A 17914-nucleotide genomic window follows, 5' to 3' on the forward strand; every position below is an offset into this window, starting at 1 on the left:
GACTCCCGCGGCTCAGCCCTCGCTCAGGAGGGATCGGTGCCCGGCGATGCGCGCAGCTTCACGGCCGCCAAGCCTGCAGCGAGGCCGCACATCGCGAGGATCGCGACGATGAACCACACCCAGTCCACCTGGCCGAACACGATGCCGAGCGCCCAGCCGAACAGGCTGGATCCCGCGTAGTAGCCGAAGTAGTACAGCGAGGATGCCTGTGCTCTGCTGTGGGGTCCTGCCGCCACCGGCGCCCACCCCGATGCCACCGCGTGCGCACCGAAGAATCCTCCCGTGAAGAGAAGCAACCCGAGGAGCACGAACGGAGTGGCATGAGCGAGCATCGCAGCCGCGCCCGCGGCCATCACGGCGATCGCACCCAGCAGCACCGCGTATCGCCCGAAGCGAGAGGCCAGGGAGCCTGCCCACGGCGACGAGACGGTGCCGGCGAGGTAGGCGAGGAAGAGCAGCGTCACCACCCAGGCCGGCAGAGCGAAGGGCGGCTCGGCGAGGTGGAACCCGAGGTAGTTGTAGACGGCGACGAATGCTCCCATGAGCAGGAATCCCTGGGCGTACAGTGCGAGCTGACGACCCGATCGCAGCGGCGCCACCAGGCGAGCGAGCATTCCCGGTCCGGCGTCGTCACGGAATCGTCCGGGTACGAAGCCCTGCGCCCTCGGCGTCAGCCAGAGGAACAGCACGGCCGCCATCGCACACAGCCCTGCGACCGCCCACATTCCCACCTGCCACCCCGACTGCTCGCCGACGATGCCGGACACGATCCGACCGAGCAGCCCGCCCACCGTCGTCCCGGCGATGTAGCTCCCTGCTGCGGCGGCCGCGTTTCGCGGACTGACCTCTTCGCTGAGATACGTCAGCGCGACCGCGGGCACGGCACCGAGCGCGACTCCTTCGAGCAGGCGCAGCGTCAGCAGCATCTCCATCCCCGCACTGAGCGGGGCCAGGAGTCCCAGCACGGTCGCCGTGAGCACACCGATCGCCATCGCCTGCACGCGCCCGATGCGGTCGGCCACCATCGACCACGGGATGACGGCTGCAGCCAGCCCGAGCGTCGCCGCCGACACGCTCAGCGCCGCGCTCGCCGGCGAGATCCCGAGATCGGCCGACAGCTGCGGCAGTACCGCCTGAGGTGAATACAGCTGCGCGAAGGTCGCGATCCCCGCGAAGAACAGGCCGACGATCAAGCGACGGTACACGGGCGATCCGGGGGCGTGACCGGTGAAGGTCACGACGTGCTGATCCGCTCCCAGAGTTCATCCGTCTGCGCGAGCGTCTGCTCGAGCGATCCGGACGTGTCGATGACCACGTCGGCGATCGCCAGGCGGCGCTCGTCGGACACCTGTGCGTCGATCCGCTCCTGCGCGGCCCGCTCCGACATGCCGCGCAGCTCGACGAGCCGACGCCTGCGCTCGTCCACGGGCGCGTGCGCCACCACGATCAGGTCCCAGGGATCATCGACGCGCGCTTCGACCAGCAGCGGCACGTCGTACACGACGACAGTCGAGGGATCCGCGGACATCGCGTCGTCGAAGCGGCGCTGCGACTCGGCGCGGACCGCAGGGTGCACGATCGCGTTCAGCTGCGCCAGCTGCTCGGCATCCCCGAAGACCTTCGCGCCGAGGGCTGCGCGGTCGAGCGAGCCCGTGGCGTCGATGACCTCTGCACCGAACGTCTCGGCGATGCCTGCGAGCACCGGCGTCCCTGGGGCCTGCACATCGCGCACGATCTGGTCGGCATCGACGACGACTGCTCCCCTCTGGGCCAATCGTCGTGCGATGGTCGACTTCCCGGAGGCGATGCCGCCGGTGAGCGCGATGAGAGCCATGCGGCCAGTCTAGGCTTCGACCCGGCCGTGCTCAGCGTCCGAGCAGCTGCCGCCGCGAGCTGATGACACCCGTGTCGAATCCGGCGAGGTGCAGTCCGCCGTGGAACCGCGCGTGCTCGATCTTGATGCAGCGATCCATCACCACGGAGAGCCCCGCGCCTTCGGCGAGGGCAGCCGCCTGCTCGTTCCACGATCCCAGCTGCAACCACAGCGTCTGCGCACCGAGGTCGATCGCCTCCTGCGCGACACCGGGCAGATCCTCGTGCCGACGGAACACGTCGACGATGTCGGGGACGACGGGGAGATCGGCGAGCGATGCGTAGACCGGCTGTCCGAGGATCGACGACTCACGCGGATTGACGAGGTAGACGTCGTACGCGGTGCTCGAGAGCAGATAGGTCGCGACGAAGTACGACGCGCGGGCCGGGTTGTTCGATGCGCCGACGATCGCGACGGACTTCGCGCGTCGGAGGATGCCGAAGCGCTGCTGCTGGCTCGGCCCCTCCCACGTGCGCTCAGGGTGCTGCGGGGCGGCTCCGGAAAGCGCGCATGCCGCAGCGGCTTGAGGAGCGGGGAGAGCGCAGGCGTCTGCCCCCGCGATGTTCGTGTCGCTCATCGGTTCGCTCCCGTCGCCGTGCTGAGCGCCTGGTCCAGGTCCCAGATGATGTCATCCGCGTCCTCGAGGCCCACCGAGATCCGGATGAGGTCGGGGCGCACTCCGGCCGCGACGAGCTGCGATTCCGTGAGCTGTCGATGGGTGGTGGATGCGGGGTGGATGACGAGCGTACGCGCGTCACCGATGTTGGCGAGGTGCGATGCGAGCTGGAGGTTCTCGATCAGCGTCGCCCCCGCCGCGCGACCGTCTTCGGCCTTCACTCCGAACGCGAACACCGACCCCGGCCCTAGCGGAAGGTACTTCGCGGCGCGCTCATGATGCGGGTGCCCCTCGAGCCCCGCCCAGGTCACGTATTCCACGCGGGGGTCGGACGCCAGCCAGTTCGCGACGATGCGCGCGTTGGCGAGATGGGCGTCGATCCGCTGCGGCAGTGTCTCGACACCCTGAAGCAGGTTGAAGGCGGACTGCGGGCTCAATGCCGGTCCGATGTCGCGCAGCTGCTCGGTGCGGAGCTTGGTGAGGAACCCGTACTCGCCGAAGTTGTCCCACCACTTGATCCCGCCGTACGACTCCACGGGCTCCGTCATCTGCGGGAAGCGCCCGTTGCCCCAGTCGAACGTTCCCTTCTCGATCACGACGCCTCCGAGCGTCGTGCCGTGCCCGCCGAGGAACTTCGTCACCGAGTGGATGACGATGTCGGCGCCGTGCTCGAGAGGACGCGCGAGGTAGGGCGTGGCCAGTGTCGCATCGACGACGAGCGGCACACCGGCAGCGTGCGCGACCTCCGAGAGGCCTTCGATGTCGGCGATCTCACCGGACGGGTTGCCGATCATCTCGACGTAGACGACCTTGGTCTCGGGCCGGATCGCCGCCGCGTAGTCCGCAGGATCCGTGGAGGCGACGAACGTGGTCTCGACGCCGAATCGACGTAGCGTCACGTCCAGCTGGGTCACGGTGCCGCCGTAGAGCTGCGCCGAGGCGACGACGTGGTCACCCGCTCCGACGAGCGCAGCGAACGTGATGAACTCGGCGCTCATGCCCGACGCGGTAGCGACGGCGCCGATCCCGCCCTCGAGCGATGCCAGCCGCTCCTCGAGCGCGGCGACGGTGGGGTTGCCGATGCGCGAGTAGATGTTGCCGTACTTCTGCAGTGCGAAGAGGTTGCCGGCGTCCGTCGCATCCTCGAACACGAACGATGTCGTCTGGTAGATCGGCACGGCGCGGGCACCCGTCGCGGCATCGGGTGTGCCTCCGGCATGGAGAGCCCTCGTGCGAAAACCGAAGCGGTGTTCTTCCGTCATTGCGTCCTCAGTTCGGTGGTCTCGAGCACGGCGGCGATGTCGTCGACGGCCCACGGGTTCTGCAGAGATGTCGTGTCTCCGAGTGGAGCTGGTGCGCGCCCTGCACGCCGATCCTGCTCGGCCTCCCACAGCTGTGCGAGCAGCCGTCGCATGATCTTGCCGGAGCGCGTCTTCGGCAGATCGGGGACCACGACGATGTGCTTCGGCTTGGCGACGGGTCCGATCGCGGTCGCCACCTGTCCTCTCAGCTGCGAGGTCGACACCTCTGCACGTCCTGACGCGGTGACGAAGGCGACGACGGCCTGCCCGGTGACGGGGTCGGCGACGCCTGCGGTGCCTGCCTCCCCGACCGTGTCGTGCGCCACGAGCGCCGATTCGATCTCGATCGTCGAGAGCCTGTGGCCGGACACGTTCACGACGTCGTCGAGGCGGCCGAGGATCCAGATGTAGCCGTCGGCATCGCGCGTCGCCCCATCACCGGCGACGTAGTATCCGCCGTGCTCGCCGTGTCCGGCGTAGGCCGACCAGTACGCATCACGGTATCGCTGGGGGTTGCCCCACACGGTCCGCGCCATTCCCGGCCACGGACGCCGCACCACGAGCGTTCCGGAGCTTCCGGGCGCGACCTCATCGCCGTTCGCGTCGACCACCGTCGCGTCGATACCGGGCAGCGGCACTGATGCGGAGCCGGGCTTGAGCGTCGTCACTCCCGGGAGAGGTGCGATCATCGCCGCCCCGGTCTCGGACTGCCACCAGGTGTCGACCACCGGGAGCTCGTCACGCCCGAAGTTGCGGCGGAACCAGATCCACGCCTCAGGGTTGATCGCCTCACCGACCGTTCCGAGCAGACGCAGCGTCGACAGGTCGCGGCCCTGCGGCAGCTCCGCACCGAACCAGGTCATGAAGGTGCGGATCAGCGTGGGCGCGGTGTAGTAGACGGTCACGCCGTAGCGCTCGATGATCTCGAGGTGTCGCTCGCGGTTCGGCGTGTCCGGCGTCCCCTCGTAGATGACCTGCGTCAGACCGTTCGAGAGAGGACCGTATATCTCGTACGTGTGCGCGGTCACCCAGGCGAGATCCGCCGTGCACCAGTGCACGTCGTCGGGTTTCGCATCGAAATGGGCCCAGTGCGCCCAGCTCGCGTGCGTGAGGTACCCGCCGGATGTGTGGACGAGCCCCTTCGGCTTCCCGGTGGTTCCCGACGTGTAGATGATGAAGAGCGGATGCTCGGCATCGAACGCCTGGTGATCGTGCCGGGACGAGGCGGTGTCGACGACGTCGTGCCACCAGACGTCGCGTCCCTCGGTCCAGGGGACGTCCTGCCCGGTGCGCCGGAGCACGAGGACATGCTCGAGGTCGGGCAGATCCGCCGCCGCGATGTCGGCCGTCGATTTGACCTCGGTGGCGGTGCCGCGGCGGAACTGGCCGTCGCTCGTCACGAGCAGCTTGGCTCCGGTGTCGGCGAGCCGGAACCGCACCGCCTCGGCAGAGAACCCTCCGAACACCAGTGAGTGCACGGCTCCGACGCGCGCGCAGGCGAGGGTGATCACGACCGTCTCGATCAGCACCGGGAGGTAGATGACCACACGGTCGCGCGGGCGGATGCCGAGTGCGATGAGCGCGTTGGCTGCGCGAGACACCCTGTCCTGGAGGTCGGAGTACGTCACTGCGATGCGGTCGCCCGGCTCGCCCTCGAAGTGCAGCGCGACCTTGTCACCGCGGCCGGCCTCGACATGGCGGTCGACGCAGTTGTACGCGACGTTGAGCCGTCCGCCGACGAACCAGCGCGCGGCGGGAACGGCGTCCTCCACGGGCGGATCCCATTCGTGAGCCGTGTGCCAGGGCTCGGCCCAGTCGAGCCGCTCGGCCGCCTGCTCCCAGAAGAGGGTCGGATCGGACTCAGCCCGGGCGTATGCCTCGGCGGTCACGTTCGCCGCCGCGGCGAAGCCGGCGGGCGCCGGGTACGTACGGGTCTCGTGCAGGCGTGCCTCTGACACGGTCACACCCACCGTCGGAGGAGATACTTCTCGACCAGCACGAGAAGGGCGTTGGTGATCGTGCCGAGAAGCGCGAGCAGGACGATCGACAGGATGATCCTGTCGACGCGTCCGCTGTTCTGCGAGTCCGTGAGCAGGAACCCGAGTCCCATCGACGAGGCGATCAGCTCGGCGGCGACGAGGAACAGCCAGGCCTGCGCGAGTGCGAGGCGGAGGCCTGCGACCACAGACGGCACGACGGCGGGCAGCTGCACGGTGCGGAACAGCGACCAGCCACGGAGGCTGAACGAGCGTCCTGCCTCGACGAGCTGGGGATCGACGTGTCGGAGGGCCGATGCGACGGTCGTGTAGACCGGGAAGAACGCACCGATGGCGATCAGCGTCACCTTGGACTCCTCCCCGATCTGCATCCAGAGGATCAGGAGCGGCACCCAGGCCAGAGACGGGACCGCACGGACAGCCGAGAGCGTGGGGCTGAGCAGAACATCGCCGATCCTCGAAAGACCGACGATCCCCGCGATCGCGAGTCCGATCACGGATCCGATCGCGAAGCCGAGCAGCACGCGCTGCACCGAGATCGCGATGTGGGTCCAGAGCAGACCGCGGTCGGCCAGTTCGACACCGGCGGCGAAGACGGACTCAGGGGACGGGAGGAGGTAGGGCGCGACGAGTCCGGTGGTCGTCACGATCTGCCAGGCGATGATGATGAGGGCGGGCAGCAGGAATCCGCCGATGACGCGCACGACCGGACGGTCCCACGCATGCCGCGCGCCCACCTCGGCGTGCCGACGGACGCCACGAGTAGCGTCGAGCGCCTCCCGTGCGTCCGCGGGTACCACCACGCGCTGGTCGGGAAGGCTCACTCGCCCCCGACCGCCTTCTCTGCGAAGGTGGCGTTGACGATCGAGTCCAGCGCCTTGTCGACCGAGTCCTTGCCGCCCTGGACATCACCGGAGTCGACGAGCACGGGAGCGATCTTCTCGAGCACCGCGACCTGGTCGTCTCCCGGGATGCCGCTCACATCGAGATTCGAGCGCTCGGTGATGACGGTCTTCGCGACCTCGATGTCGATGCCCGCGACCTCGGCCAGCAGCGCGGCCGTCTCGTCGGGGTTCTCGAGGGCCCACTCGCGCGCCTGCTCGTAGGCGTCGACGACAGCCTGCGCGAGGTCTGCGTGGTTCTCGATGAAGTCCTCGGTGGCGTTCAGGAATCCGTAGGTGTTGAAGTCGACGTTGCGGTAGATGAGCTGGTCGCCCGATTCCACCTCGGCCGCGGCCATGATCGGGTCGAGGCCCGCCCAGGCGTCGACCGAGCCGCCGTCGAGCGCTGCGCGCCCGTCCGCGTGCTGGAGGTTCTGCACCTCGACGTCGTCGACCGAGAGGCCGGCTTCCTCGAGAGACTGCAGCAGGAAGAAGTAGGGGTCCGTGCCCTTCGTCGCGGCGACCGACTTGCCTGCGAGGTCCTCGACCGAGGTGATGTCGCTGTCGGGGCCGACGACGATCGCAGACCACTCGGGCTGCGAGAAGATGTCGATGACCTGGATGGGCGAGCCGTTCGCACGCGCGAGAAGCGCGGCGGAGCCGGCGGTCGATCCCACGTCGATCGACCCGGAGCGCAGCAGCTCGTTCGCCTTGTTGGAGCCGGCGGACTGCACCCACTCGACGTCGACGTCGTCGCCCAGGATGTCCTCGAGGATTCCCTGGTCGCGGATCACGAGGCTCAGCGGGTTGTAGGTCGCGAAGTCGATCGACAGCGTGTCGGACGACCACTCGCTCGTGGCGGCCGCATCGTCCTTCGAGGTGTCGGAGGCCGTGGCGTTCTCCCCGGCGACGCAGCCGGACGCGACGAGCATCATCGTCCCGGCGATGGCGATCGCGGGGATGATTCGGCGGGTGATGGTGCTCATCGGGTCTCCTCGGTGGCGGTGCTGTGGTGGGTGTCGACGCCGAGTCCCTCGAGGAGTTCGGCGCGGAGGTCCGCGAGGCCGCGATCGGCGCGGTCGCGGGGGCGGATGCCGGGAACCGTGATCGTGCGCGCGATGGAGGGCGCGTCCGTCTCGGAATCGGCGACCAGCGTGCGCAGCAGCAGCACGCGATCGGCCAGGTAGAGGGCCTCCTCGACGTCGTGGGTGACGAGGAGGACGGTCGTGGGCTCTGCGGCGTGGATCTTCAGGAGAAGATCGTGCATCCGCAGTCGTGTGAGGGCGTCGAGCGCGCCGAAGGGCTCGTCCAGGAGGAGGACGCCGGGGTTGCGAGCGAGTGCGCGGGCGAGCGAGGCGCGCTGCGCCATTCCACCCGACACCTCACGCGGACGCTGGTCGGCGGCCTGCTCGAGACCGACGAGCTCGAGCAGCTCGCGCACGCGTTCGCGGCCTTCACGTCGCGCGGTGCCGCGGGGAAGCCCCAGCTCGACGTTCTGCGCGATCGTCCGCCACGGCAGGAGTCGGGGCTCCTGGAAGGCGATCGCGGTGCGCTCGTCGACGTCGGCGACGCCTGTGTCATCGAGCAGGATGCTGCCACCCGTCGGCGCATCCAATCCGCCGACCAGCCGCAGGAGCGTGGACTTGCCGCACCCGGAGGGCCCGACGATCGCGACGATCTCGCCGGCTGCGACCTCGACGTCGATCCCGCGGAGAACGTCACGCCGACCGCGAGCGACGGGGAAGCTCCGTTCCACCCCGTGCAGACGCACGGGCTGGGCGGTGCCGGCATTGGCCGGGCCGCGAGCCGTGGAGGGCGCGGAGAGCAGGGAGGTCATACGCCCATGCTGTCCAACCCGCTGAAATGTGACGAATGTGGACGTAATGTTCGGTCACGTAGCCTCCACGTCCCGGGATACGGGTGGAGACGCGGAACGGGCCGCCACCCCGAAGGATGACGGCCCGTTCCAGAGCGTGATGCTTAAGCGTTGCCGCCCGACAGCTTCTCGCGGAGTGCCGCGAGTGCCTCGTCGTCAGCGAGCGTGCCCGCGCCTGCGGCCTCGCTCGAGAAGACCTGGCCGCCGAAGTCGTCGCCAGCGGCCGCCTCGGCCTCGGCTGCCTTGGCAACCTGAGCCTTGTGCGCCTCCCAGCGAGCCTGGGCTGCAGCGTACTCCTGCTCCCATGCCTCGCGCTGGGTGTCGAAGCCGTCCTTCCACGCACCGGTCTCGGGGTCGAAGCCCTCCGGGTACTTGTACTCGCCGGCCTCGTCGTACTCGGCGAGCATGCCGTAGAGCGCCGGGTCGAACTCGGTGCCGTTGACGTCGACGGCCTCGTTCGCCTGCTTCAGCGAGAGCGAGATGCGGCGACGCTCGAGGTCGATGTCGATGACCTTGACGAAGACCTCTTCGCCGACCGACACGACCTGCTCGGCCAGCTCGACGTGCTTGCTGGAGAGCTCGGAGATGTGGACGAGGCCCTCGATGCCGTCTGCGACGCGCACGAACGCACCGAACGGAACGAGCTTGGTGACCTTACCCGGCGTGACCTGACCGATCGCGTGGGTGCGGGCGAAGACCTGCCACGGGTCCTCCTGCGTCGCCTTGAGCGACAGGGAGACGCGCTCGCGGTCGAGGTCGACCTCGAGGATCTCGACGGTGACCTCCTGGCCCACCTCGACGACCTCGGAGGCGTGCTCGATGTGCTTCCAGGACAGCTCGGAGACGTGCACGAGGCCGTCCACGCCGCCCAGGTCGACGAACGCACCGAAGTTGACGATCGACGAGACGACACCCTTGCGGACCTGACCCTTGTGCAGGTTGTTCAGGAACGTGGTGCGCGACTCCGACTGCGTCTGCTCGAGCAGCGCACGGCGGCTGAGCACGACGTTGTTGCGGTTCTTGTCGAGCTCGAGGATCTTGGCCTCGATCTCCTGGCCGAGGTACGGCGTGAGGTCGCGGACGCGGCGCAGCTCGATGAGCGAAGCCGGGAGGAAGCCACGGAGGCCGATGTCGACGATGAGTCCACCCTTGACGACCTCGATGACCGTACCGGTGACGACGCCGTCGTTCTCCTTGATCTTCTCGACATCTCCCCAGGCACGCTCGTACTGAGCACGCTTCTTGGAGAGGATCAGACGGCCTTCCTTGTCCTCCTTCTGGAGAACCAGGGCCTCGACCTCGTCGCCGACCTTGACGACCTCGTTGGGGTCGACGTCGTGCTTGATCGAGAGCTCGCGCGAGGGGATGACACCCTCGGTCTTGTATCCGACATCGAGGAGGACCTCATCGCGGTCGATCTTGACGATCGTTCCTTCGATGATGTCGCCGTCGTTGAAGAACTTCAGGGTCTTCTCGACCGCGGCCAGGAAGTCCTCAGCAGATCCGATGTCATTGATGGCGACCTGCTTGGTGGCCGGGGCGGTCGTTGCGGTAGTCATGTAGTGGGTTGTCCTTGTGAATGGAGACTCGGGCTGAAGGCTCCGGCCGCGCACGACCGATCACGAGCTCTGCAGCGATTGATTTGGTTTCTGCCACCCGGGCATGCATAGGCACGCCACGAGTGACAGTCAAGGCTATCAGATCTCGGGGCTGCGCGAAGGATGCAATACCACGCGCGGCCCGCACGCTGACAGACTGTCGGCATGCCCCGCGCCGACAAGCTTCTTCTGCTCGACACCGCCAGTCTCTACTTCCGCGCCTTCTACGGTGTTCCGGACAAGGTGACTGCGCCGGACGGCTCCCCGATCAACGCGGCCCGCGGCCTGCTGGACATCATCGCGAAGCTCATCACGCTCTACGAGCCGACACACGTGGTCGCCTGCTGGGATGACGACTGGCGGCCGCAGTGGAGGGTCGATCTGATCCCGAGCTACAAGTCGCACCGAGTCGTCGAAGTGGTGGAGGCGGGTCCCGATGTCGAAGAGGTCCCGGATCCTCTCGAGGCGCAGATCCCGCTCATCCGTCAGACGCTCGGCCGCCTCGGCATGCCGATCATCGGTGTCGCCGAGCACGAGGCGGACGACGTCATCGGCACCCTCGCCACGCACGCGACGATGCCTGTCGACATCGTCACGGGCGACCGCGACCTCTTCCAGCTCGTGGACGACGCGAGGGATGTCCGTGTCATCTACACCGCTCGCGGCATGAGCAACCTCGAGATCGTGACGGATGCCGTGGTCGTGGCCAAGTACGGCGTGCTCCCCGGTCAGTACGCCGACTTCGCCACGATGCGGGGCGATGCGTCCGACGGGTTGCCGGGCGTCGCCGGGGTCGGAGAGAAGACCGCAGCGACTCTGCTGCAGTCCCACGGGGATCTCGCCGGGATCCGCGCGGCAGCAGAAGCCGGAGAAGGGATGAGCGCCGGGGTCCGGGCGAAGATCCTCGCCGCGTCCGCTTACCTCGACGTCGCACCGACGGTCGTCGCCGTGGCACCCGATCTCGACATCGTGGCGCCGGCCGAGGCGCTGCGGCCGCTCGACCCGGCCGAGGCGGCCGCCGCGACGGCGCTCGCGGAGAAGTGGAACCTCGGATCTTCGATGGCGCGCGCCATCGCGGCCGTGGCCACCGTCGAAGGCTGAGTCAGCTCGCCCAGGCGAGCAGCCGGTCGAGCCCCCAGGTCGTGATGATGCGGGAGGCGGGCACTCCGGCCCGTTCCGCGCGCGCGGCGCCGTGGTCCAGCAGCGACAGCTGACCCGGCGCGTGCGCATCGGAGTCGATCGAGAAGAGGCACCCCGCATCGAGGGCGATCGCGATCAGCTCGTCGGGCGGGTCCTGTCGCTCGGGCCGGGAGTTGATCTCCACCGCGACGCCGTTATCGGCGCAGGCCGAGAACACGGCGTGCGCATCGAACTGCGACTCCGGCCGAGTGCCCCGCTCGCCCTGGACGAGGCGGCCGGTGCAGTGCCCGAGCACATTGACTCGCGGGTGCGACACGGCGGCGATCATCCGCGCCGTCATCGGCCTCACCTCCATGCGAAGTTTCGAATGGACGGATGCGACGACGATGTCGAGCTCGCCGAGCAGCGAGTCCTCCTGGTCGAGGGCGCCGTCCTCGAGGATGTCGACCTCGATCCCCGCGAGAAGGGTGAACCCGTCTCCCGACTCCGCCCGCACGAGGGGGATCTGCTCGCGGAGCCTCTCGGCCGAGAGCCCTCTGGCGACCCGGAGGCGCGGCGAATGATCGGTGATCGCCTGATACTCGTGCCCGAGCGCCCGCGCCGCCGCCGCCATCACGGGGATGGGAGTAGTGCCGTCGGACCAGTCCGTGTGGGCGTGCAGGTCACCGCGGAGCCTGGCGCGCAGTTGCGACTCCACCTCGGGCTCGACCTCTCCACGCAGCTCGACGAGATAGTCCGGAACCTCACCGGCCTGCGCCTGCCGAATGACGCCGAAGGTCGACTCCCCTATGCCCTTGGCGGCGCGCAGCCGGGTGGGGTCCTCACGGACGTCCTCGGGAAGCTGCTGCAGAGTCGCCGCTGCCTGGCGGAACGCCTTCGCCCGATAGCGCGACGCCCGTTCGCGCTCCAGCAGAGACGCGATCTCGAGCAGAGCGGCGACGGGGTCCATATCAATTCCCTACGCGGAGGCGAGCTCTCGGCTCACGCTGATCCACTCGTCCAGCTTCGCGATGGCCCGGCCGTCGTCCACAGCGGCGGCCGCACGCTCGTATCCCTCGCGCAGGCGCTCCAGGATCGGACGCTGGACCTGCGCGGCATCCTGCGACAGCTCGAACGCGACGATCCCTGCCGCGGCGTTCAGCAGCACGATGTCGCGCACCGCACCCTTCTCGCCGTCGAGCGTCCTGCGCAGGATCTCCGCATTGTGGTCGGGAGTGCCACCGATCAGATCGGCGAGGTCCGCGACGGGAATGCCGAGGTCACGCGGATCGAGGTCGTGCTCGTGGATGTCACCGCGAGTGACCTCCCAGATGCGGCTGTGGCCGGTGGTGGTCAGCTCGTCCAGGCCGTCGTCTCCGCGGAACACCAGCGCCGTCGCACCCCGGGTGCGGAACACCCCGGTGATGAGCGGGACGCGCTCGAGCTGCGCCACACCGACGGCGTTGGCCTCGGCTCGGGCGGGGTTGCAGAGCGGGCCGAGCATGTTGAACACCGTCGGAACCCCGAGCTCTGCGCGAACCGCACCCGCGTGCTTGAAGCCCGGGTGGAAAGCGCCGGCCCAGGCGAAGGTGATGCCGGTGCGATCGAGGATCGACGACACCGCAGCCGGGTCGAGGGTGAGCTCGAGCCCGAGAGCGCTCAGTACATCCGATGATCCGGAGGCAGAGCTCGCTGCTCGGTTGCCGTGCTTCACGACGGGCACGCCGGTGGCGCCGATGATGACCGCTGCGGTCGTCGACACATTGACGGTGCCGACCCGGTCGCCGCCGGTGCCGACGATGTCGAGGACGTTCGGCGACACAGGAAGGGGGACGGCCGCCTCGAGGATCGCGTCGCGGAACCCGACGATCTCATCGATCGTCTCCCCCTTGGCTCGCAGTGCCACGAGGAAGCCCGCGAGCTGCGCCTCGGTCACGTCGCCGCGCATGATCTGGCGCATGGCCCAGGTGGACTCCCAGACGCTGAGGTCGCGGCGCTCCAGAAGAGTGGTGAGCACGTCGGACCAGGTCAGGGAATCAGCCATGTGTGCGATCCTATCGGCGCCGGGAAAACGTGCAGACTCTTCCGCATGGGCACTCTCGCCCGTGGCACCCCCTGTTTCCCGCGGATTCACCGAGGATTCGCAGCGTTTTCTTAGGGTTGCCTAAGTCGCATGACAGCGAATCGGAGCCCTCCGGTGCGAGAATCACGCCCGAGGATCGGCCATAATGGAAGGGTGACGACCTCAGCGACGTATGCCCCGGCGGCAAGAACGATCAAGCGCCCCAACCCGGTAGCTGTCGGCACCATTGTGTGGCTCGGCAGTGAGGTGATGTTCTTCGCGGGACTCTTCGCGATCTACTTCACTCTCCGCAGCACCTCACCGGAGCTCTGGGCCGACCGCACCGAACTGCTGAACGTTCCGTTCGCGTTCGTCAACACGGCGATCCTGGTGTTCTCCTCCTTCACGTGCCAGATGGGCGTGTTCGCGGCAGAGGACCTGCAGCCGTACCGCATCGCCAAGGGGCAGAAGAACCTCGCCGGCCGCCGTCGCCTCTTCGGCTGGGGCATGGTCGAGTGGTTCTTCCTCACCTTCGCACTCGGCGCGATCTTCGTGTCCGGCCAGGTGTGGGAGTACGCACAGCTCGTCGCTGAGGGCATGCCGATCAACGCCGATTCCTACGCATCCGCGTTCTACCTGACGACCGGCTTCCACGCCCTGCACGTCACCGGCGGTCTCATCGCGTTCCTCCTCGTCATCGGCCGCGCCTACGCCGTCAAGAATTTCCGGCACAAAGAGGCGACGTCCTCGATCGTGGTGTCCTACTACTGGCACTTCGTCGACGTCGTCTGGATCGTGCTGTTCGTCGTTATCTACTTCCTGAAATAAGAGCGGAGCTGATCCCCGAGATGGCACGAGAGAAGAAGCGCCGTTCGAACGGCCGTCGCAGTCCCCTGGCTGCGGTGGCCCTCATCGGAGCAGGCCTCATGATCACCGGCGCCGTGTACGCCGGAACATCCGCAGCCTTCGCTGCGACCGACACGCAGACCACCGCTGAGAGCACCCTCACCGTCGAAGACGGCGAGAAGCTGTTCACGGCGAACTGCGCCACCTGCCACGGTCTCGACCTGCAGGGAACCGCGAACGGCCCGAGCCTCTACGGCGTCGGTGAGCTCGCGACCGAGTTCCAGCTGTCGACCGGACGCATGCCCCTGCAGATGCAGGGACCGCAGGCCCCGCAGAAGACGCCGCAGTTCACGGAGGACCAGATCCTGGCGATCTCGTCGTTCGTGCAGGAGTCCGCTCCCGGCCCGACCTTCCCCGAAGAGCACATCCTCGACGGAGGCGGCGACGTCGCGAACGGCGCCGAGCTGTTCCGCGTCAACTGCGCCATGTGCCACAACGTGGCAGCAGCCGGTGGTGCACTCACCGAGGGCAAGTACGCCCCTGCCCTGACCGAGACCAGCGCACTGCACATGTACGCGGCCATGGTCACCGGCCCCCAGAACATGCCCGTCTTCGGCGACATGAACCTGTCGGACGAAGACAAGCGCGACATCATCTCGGCTCTGCTCTACCAGCAGCAGTCCGTGCAGATCGGCGGATTCTCGCTCGGTTCGCTGGGTCCCGTCTCCGAGGGCCTGTTCGTCTGGATCTTCGGGATCGGCGCGCTCGTCGCCATCACCGTGTGGATCACGGCGAAGTCCAACTGACGCTTATTCATCGAAGAGGAACGTACGAGGAGCACCATGGCACACGACGACGACTCGCAGGCTCTTGACAGGGCCTACCAGCCCTCTCCGGGGCTGGGTGTCGCAGTCAGCGATCCCGTGCAGAACCCCGGGCTGCCGCCGCACCGCGAGCGGATGACCGACAAGGACCCGCGCGCTGAGAAGGCTGCGGAGCGCACGGTCTACACCCTGTTCTACCTCTCGCTGGCAGGAAGCATCTGGGCGGTCGCCGCCTACATGCTGTTCCCCATCGAGAGCGGCGCGCTCATCGACATCCGTCAGAACAACCTCTTCATCGGTCTGGGCATCGCACTCGCGCTGCTCTCGATCGGCATCGGGGCGATCCACTGGTCCAAGGCGCTCATGAGCGACAAGGAGCACATCGAGTACCGCCACCCCACCCGTGGCAAGGAATCGACGCGCGAAGCTGTCATCGAGGCGTTCGAGACCGCGAACGAGGAGTCCGGCTTCGGACGCCGCACCATGATCCGCAACTCGCTGTTCGCAGCGATCGTCGCCTCGATCATCCCTGGTGTGACTCTGTTCCGCGGCCTCGCTCCACACAGCACCCCCGAAGACCCCACAGCGGGCGACCCGGTCGCACTGCTGAAGCACACGATGTGGGAGAAGGGCCAGCGTCTCGTTCGCGACCCCGATGGCACCCCCATCCGCGCCGCTGACGTCACCCTCGGATCCGCGTTCCACGTGATCCCCGAGGACCTCGCAGACCTCAGCCACCACGACGGCTACCTCGAGGAGAAGGCGAAGGCCATCGTGCTGATGATGCGCCTGCGCCCCGAGCAGCTCATCGAGGCCGAGGACCGCAAGGACTGGTCGTACGACGGCATCGTCGCGTACTCCAAGGTGTGCACGCACGTCGGCTGCCCTGTCGCTCTCTACGAGCAGCAGACGCACCACCTCCTGTGCCCCTGCCACCAGTCGCAGTTCGACGTCACGGATCACGCCAAGGTCATCTTCGGCCCGGCCGCACGCCCGCTGCCGCAGCTGCCCATCACCGTCGACGACGAGGGCTACCTCGTCGCACGCAGTGACTTCACCGAGCCCGTCGGCCCGAGCTTCTGGGAGCGCCATTGAGCACCGCAACGCTGTCCAAAGAGGACAAGGACAACAAGGCGCCTCTCGGCGGCCGATTCGTCGGCGCCGCGTCGAACTACATCGATGAGCGCACCAGCATCTCCGGCTTCGTCAAGGAGCTCGGACGCAAGATCTTCCCCGACCACTGGTCCTTCATGCTCGGCGAGATCGCGCTGTGGAGCTTCGTGGTGGTGTTCCTCTCCGGAACCTTCCTGACGTTCTTCTTCCAGGCGTCGATGGTCGAGACCCACTACACCGGTGCCTATGCCCCGATGCGCGGTATCGAGATGTCGGCGGCCCTCGAGTCGTCCCTGCACATCTCGTTCGACCTCCGCGGTGGTCTTCTGGTCCGCCAGATCCACCACTGGGCAGCCCTCGTCTTCGTCGCCGGCATCGGCGTGCACATGCTGCGCGTCTTCTTCACCGGCGCGTTCCGCAAGCCCCGCGAGCTCAACTGGGTGATCGGCTTCGTGCTGTTCATCCTCGCGATGGCCGAGGGATTCACCGGCTACTCGCTGCCTGACGACCTGCTGTCGGGCAACGGCCTCCGCATCATCGACGGCATGATCAAGGGCTTCCCGCTGGTCGGCACCTGGATCTCGTTCCTGCTCTTCGGCGGCGAGTTCCCCGGCACCGACATCGTCGGCCGCCTGTACACGCTGCACATCCTGCTGCTGCCGCTGCTCGTCATCGGTCTGATCGTCGTGCACCTGATGCTGATGATCGTCAACAAGCACACGCAGTTCGCCGGCCCCGGCCGCACGAACGACAACGTCGTGGGCTACCCGATGATGCCGGTCTACATGTCGAAGATGGGCGGCTACCTGTTCATCGTCTTCGGCACGATCGTGCTGATCGCGACGTTCTTCCAGATCAACCCGATCTGGAACTACGGCCCCTACGACCCGTCCCCCGTTTCCGCCGGTACCCAGCCTGACTGGTACATCGGATTCGCGGACGGCGCGCTGCGACTGGCCCCGTCGAACCTCGACGTCGTGTTCCTCAACCACACCTGGTCGTTCGGCATCCTGCTTCCGGTCATCGTGCTCGGACTGTTCATCGTGCTCGTCGCGATCTACCCGTTCCTCGAGGCGTGGATCACGGGCGACAAGCGCGAGCACCACATCGCTCAGCGTCCGCGCAATGCGGCGACCCGCACCGCCATCGGCGTGGCAGGCGTCGTCTTCTACGCGGTGCTGTGGGCTGCGGCTTCCTCGGACCTCATCGCGACGCACTTCATGCTGACGATGGAGGGCGTGATCCACACGCTCCAGGCACTGCTGTTCGTCGGACCGGTGCTCGGGTACTTCGTGGCGAAGCGCATCGCACTCGCGCTGCAGAAGAAGGATCGAGAGATCGTCCTGCACGGCTTCGAGTCCGGCCGCATCGTCCGCCTCCCCGGCGGCGAGTTCATCGAGGTGCACCAGCCGGTCGACAAGTACGACCGCTGGAAGCTCATCGACGTCGACGGCTACGAGCCGCTGGTGGTCCGTCCGAACGCGAAGGGACGCATCTCGTGGACCGAGAACCTGCGCTCCTCCGTCTCGCGCTGGTTCTTCGAGGATCGTCTCGCCCCGCTCACGCAGGCCGAGGTCGAGGCCGCGGATGCTCACCAGCACCACGTCGAAGCCCACAACGAAGAGACCGAAGCTGCCGAGATCCAGGGCGCTCACGAGCGTGCCGGCTTCCCTGACGCTCCGTTGACCGTGAGTGAGACCCACGTCGACGAAACGCCGAACACCCCCAGCACGGTCATCTCGACCGAGCCGGTGAAGAAGCCTCGTAAGAAGAAGTCGGAGGAGGGAGAGTAGGACCGCCGCTCCCCC

At 67.6% G+C, this 17914-nt stretch carries 16 protein-coding genes; 5 read left to right on the forward strand and 11 right to left on the reverse strand.

From position 1 onward, the window contains the following. Positions 1-23: 23 nt before the first annotated feature. From OD997_RS05335 to rpsA, 9 genes are all read right to left on the reverse strand, one after another. Positions 24-1238, reverse strand: coding sequence for an MFS transporter (locus OD997_RS05335; RefSeq protein ID WP_434330687.1), 1215 nt, complete (start codon positions 1236-1238; stop codon positions 24-26). Beyond that, entirely contained in the window at positions 1235-1834 is a 600-nt protein-coding gene (gene coaE, locus OD997_RS05340; RefSeq protein WP_434330688.1) for a dephospho-CoA kinase, read from the reverse strand. The genes OD997_RS05335 and coaE overlap by 4 nt, the downstream gene beginning before the upstream one ends. Before the next feature lie 31 nt (positions 1835-1865). Next, the gene (locus tag OD997_RS05345; protein WP_434330690.1) at positions 1866-2450 is read right to left on the reverse strand and encodes a CoA-binding protein; all 585 of its coding nucleotides are present in this window, start codon (positions 2448-2450) and stop codon (positions 1866-1868) included. Next, positions 2447-3751, reverse strand: coding sequence for an O-acetylhomoserine aminocarboxypropyltransferase/cysteine synthase family protein (locus OD997_RS05350; protein ID WP_434330691.1), 1305 nt, complete (start codon positions 3749-3751; stop codon positions 2447-2449). The genes OD997_RS05345 and OD997_RS05350 overlap by 4 nt, the downstream gene beginning before the upstream one ends. Further along, a complete protein-coding gene (gene acs / locus OD997_RS05355) occupies positions 3748-5748 on the reverse strand; it encodes an acetate--CoA ligase (RefSeq protein ID WP_434330692.1) in 2001 nt (666 codons plus the stop codon). The genes OD997_RS05350 and acs overlap by 4 nt, the downstream gene beginning before the upstream one ends. 2 nt (positions 5749-5750) lie before the next feature. Next, complete coding sequence (locus tag OD997_RS05360; protein WP_434330694.1) at positions 5751-6611, reverse strand: ABC transporter permease; 861 nt, start codon at positions 6609-6611, stop codon at positions 5751-5753. After that, on the reverse strand, positions 6608-7654 hold the full coding sequence (locus OD997_RS05365; RefSeq protein WP_434330695.1) for an aliphatic sulfonate ABC transporter substrate-binding protein: 1047 nt from the start codon (positions 7652-7654) through the stop codon (positions 6608-6610). Before OD997_RS05365 ends, OD997_RS05360 begins: the two co-directional genes overlap by 4 nt. After that, on the reverse strand, positions 7651-8505 hold the full coding sequence (locus tag OD997_RS05370) for an ABC transporter ATP-binding protein (RefSeq protein ID WP_434330696.1): 855 nt from the start codon (positions 8503-8505) through the stop codon (positions 7651-7653). The genes OD997_RS05365 and OD997_RS05370 overlap by 4 nt, the downstream gene beginning before the upstream one ends. Positions 8506-8648: 143 nt before the next feature. Then, positions 8649-10103 (reverse strand): 30S ribosomal protein S1, encoded by a 1455-nt coding sequence (gene rpsA / locus OD997_RS05375; protein ID WP_120493468.1) that lies wholly within the window; start codon positions 10101-10103, stop codon positions 8649-8651. 204 nt (positions 10104-10307) lie between these two features. On the opposite strand from rpsA, the gene OD997_RS05380 reads away from it, so the two are divergent. After that, a complete protein-coding gene (locus OD997_RS05380; RefSeq protein WP_434330697.1) occupies positions 10308-11243 on the forward strand; it encodes a 5'-3' exonuclease in 936 nt (311 codons plus the stop codon). Position 11244: 1 nt separating this feature from the next. Here OD997_RS05380 and OD997_RS05385 read toward each other — a convergent pair whose 3' ends face one another. After that, the gene (locus OD997_RS05385) at positions 11245-12231 is read right to left on the reverse strand and encodes a PHP domain-containing protein (RefSeq protein ID WP_434330698.1); all 987 of its coding nucleotides are present in this window, start codon (positions 12229-12231) and stop codon (positions 11245-11247) included. 9 nt (positions 12232-12240) lie between these two features. Next, positions 12241-13305 carry an anthranilate phosphoribosyltransferase gene (gene trpD / locus OD997_RS05390; RefSeq protein ID WP_434330699.1) on the reverse strand — a complete coding sequence of 355 codons (1065 nt, stop codon included), beginning with the start codon at positions 13303-13305 and terminating at the stop codon, positions 12241-12243. 192 nt (positions 13306-13497) lie between these two features. Here trpD and ctaE point away from each other — a divergent pair, with 192 nt between their 5' ends. Genes ctaE through qcrB form a run of 4 tightly spaced genes read left to right on the forward strand, consistent with a single transcriptional unit; the run spans position 13498 to position 17899 of the window. Continuing rightward, the gene (ctaE, locus tag OD997_RS05395; protein WP_082478282.1) at positions 13498-14151 is read left to right on the forward strand and encodes an aa3-type cytochrome oxidase subunit III; all 654 of its coding nucleotides are present in this window, start codon (positions 13498-13500) and stop codon (positions 14149-14151) included. A 20-nt stretch (positions 14152-14171) separates the two neighbouring features. After that, positions 14172-14975: a cytochrome bc1 complex diheme cytochrome c subunit gene (qcrC, locus tag OD997_RS05400; RefSeq protein ID WP_434330700.1), complete on the forward strand. Its 804-nt coding sequence runs from the start codon at positions 14172-14174 to the stop codon at positions 14973-14975. 36 nt (positions 14976-15011) lie between these two features. Beyond that, positions 15012-16088 (forward strand): cytochrome bc1 complex Rieske iron-sulfur subunit, encoded by a 1077-nt coding sequence (gene qcrA / locus OD997_RS05405; RefSeq protein ID WP_434330702.1) that lies wholly within the window; start codon positions 15012-15014, stop codon positions 16086-16088. Next, positions 16085-17899, forward strand: a complete 1815-nt coding sequence (gene qcrB, locus OD997_RS05410; RefSeq protein WP_434330703.1) for a cytochrome bc1 complex cytochrome b subunit — start codon at positions 16085-16087, stop codon at positions 17897-17899. The genes qcrA and qcrB overlap by 4 nt, the downstream gene beginning before the upstream one ends. Positions 17900-17914 lie beyond the last annotated feature (15 nt).

It is taken from the genome of Microbacterium sp. CGR1 (genome assembly GCF_051062835.1).
In the GTDB taxonomy this organism is placed as follows: domain Bacteria; phylum Actinomycetota; class Actinomycetes; order Actinomycetales; family Microbacteriaceae; genus Microbacterium.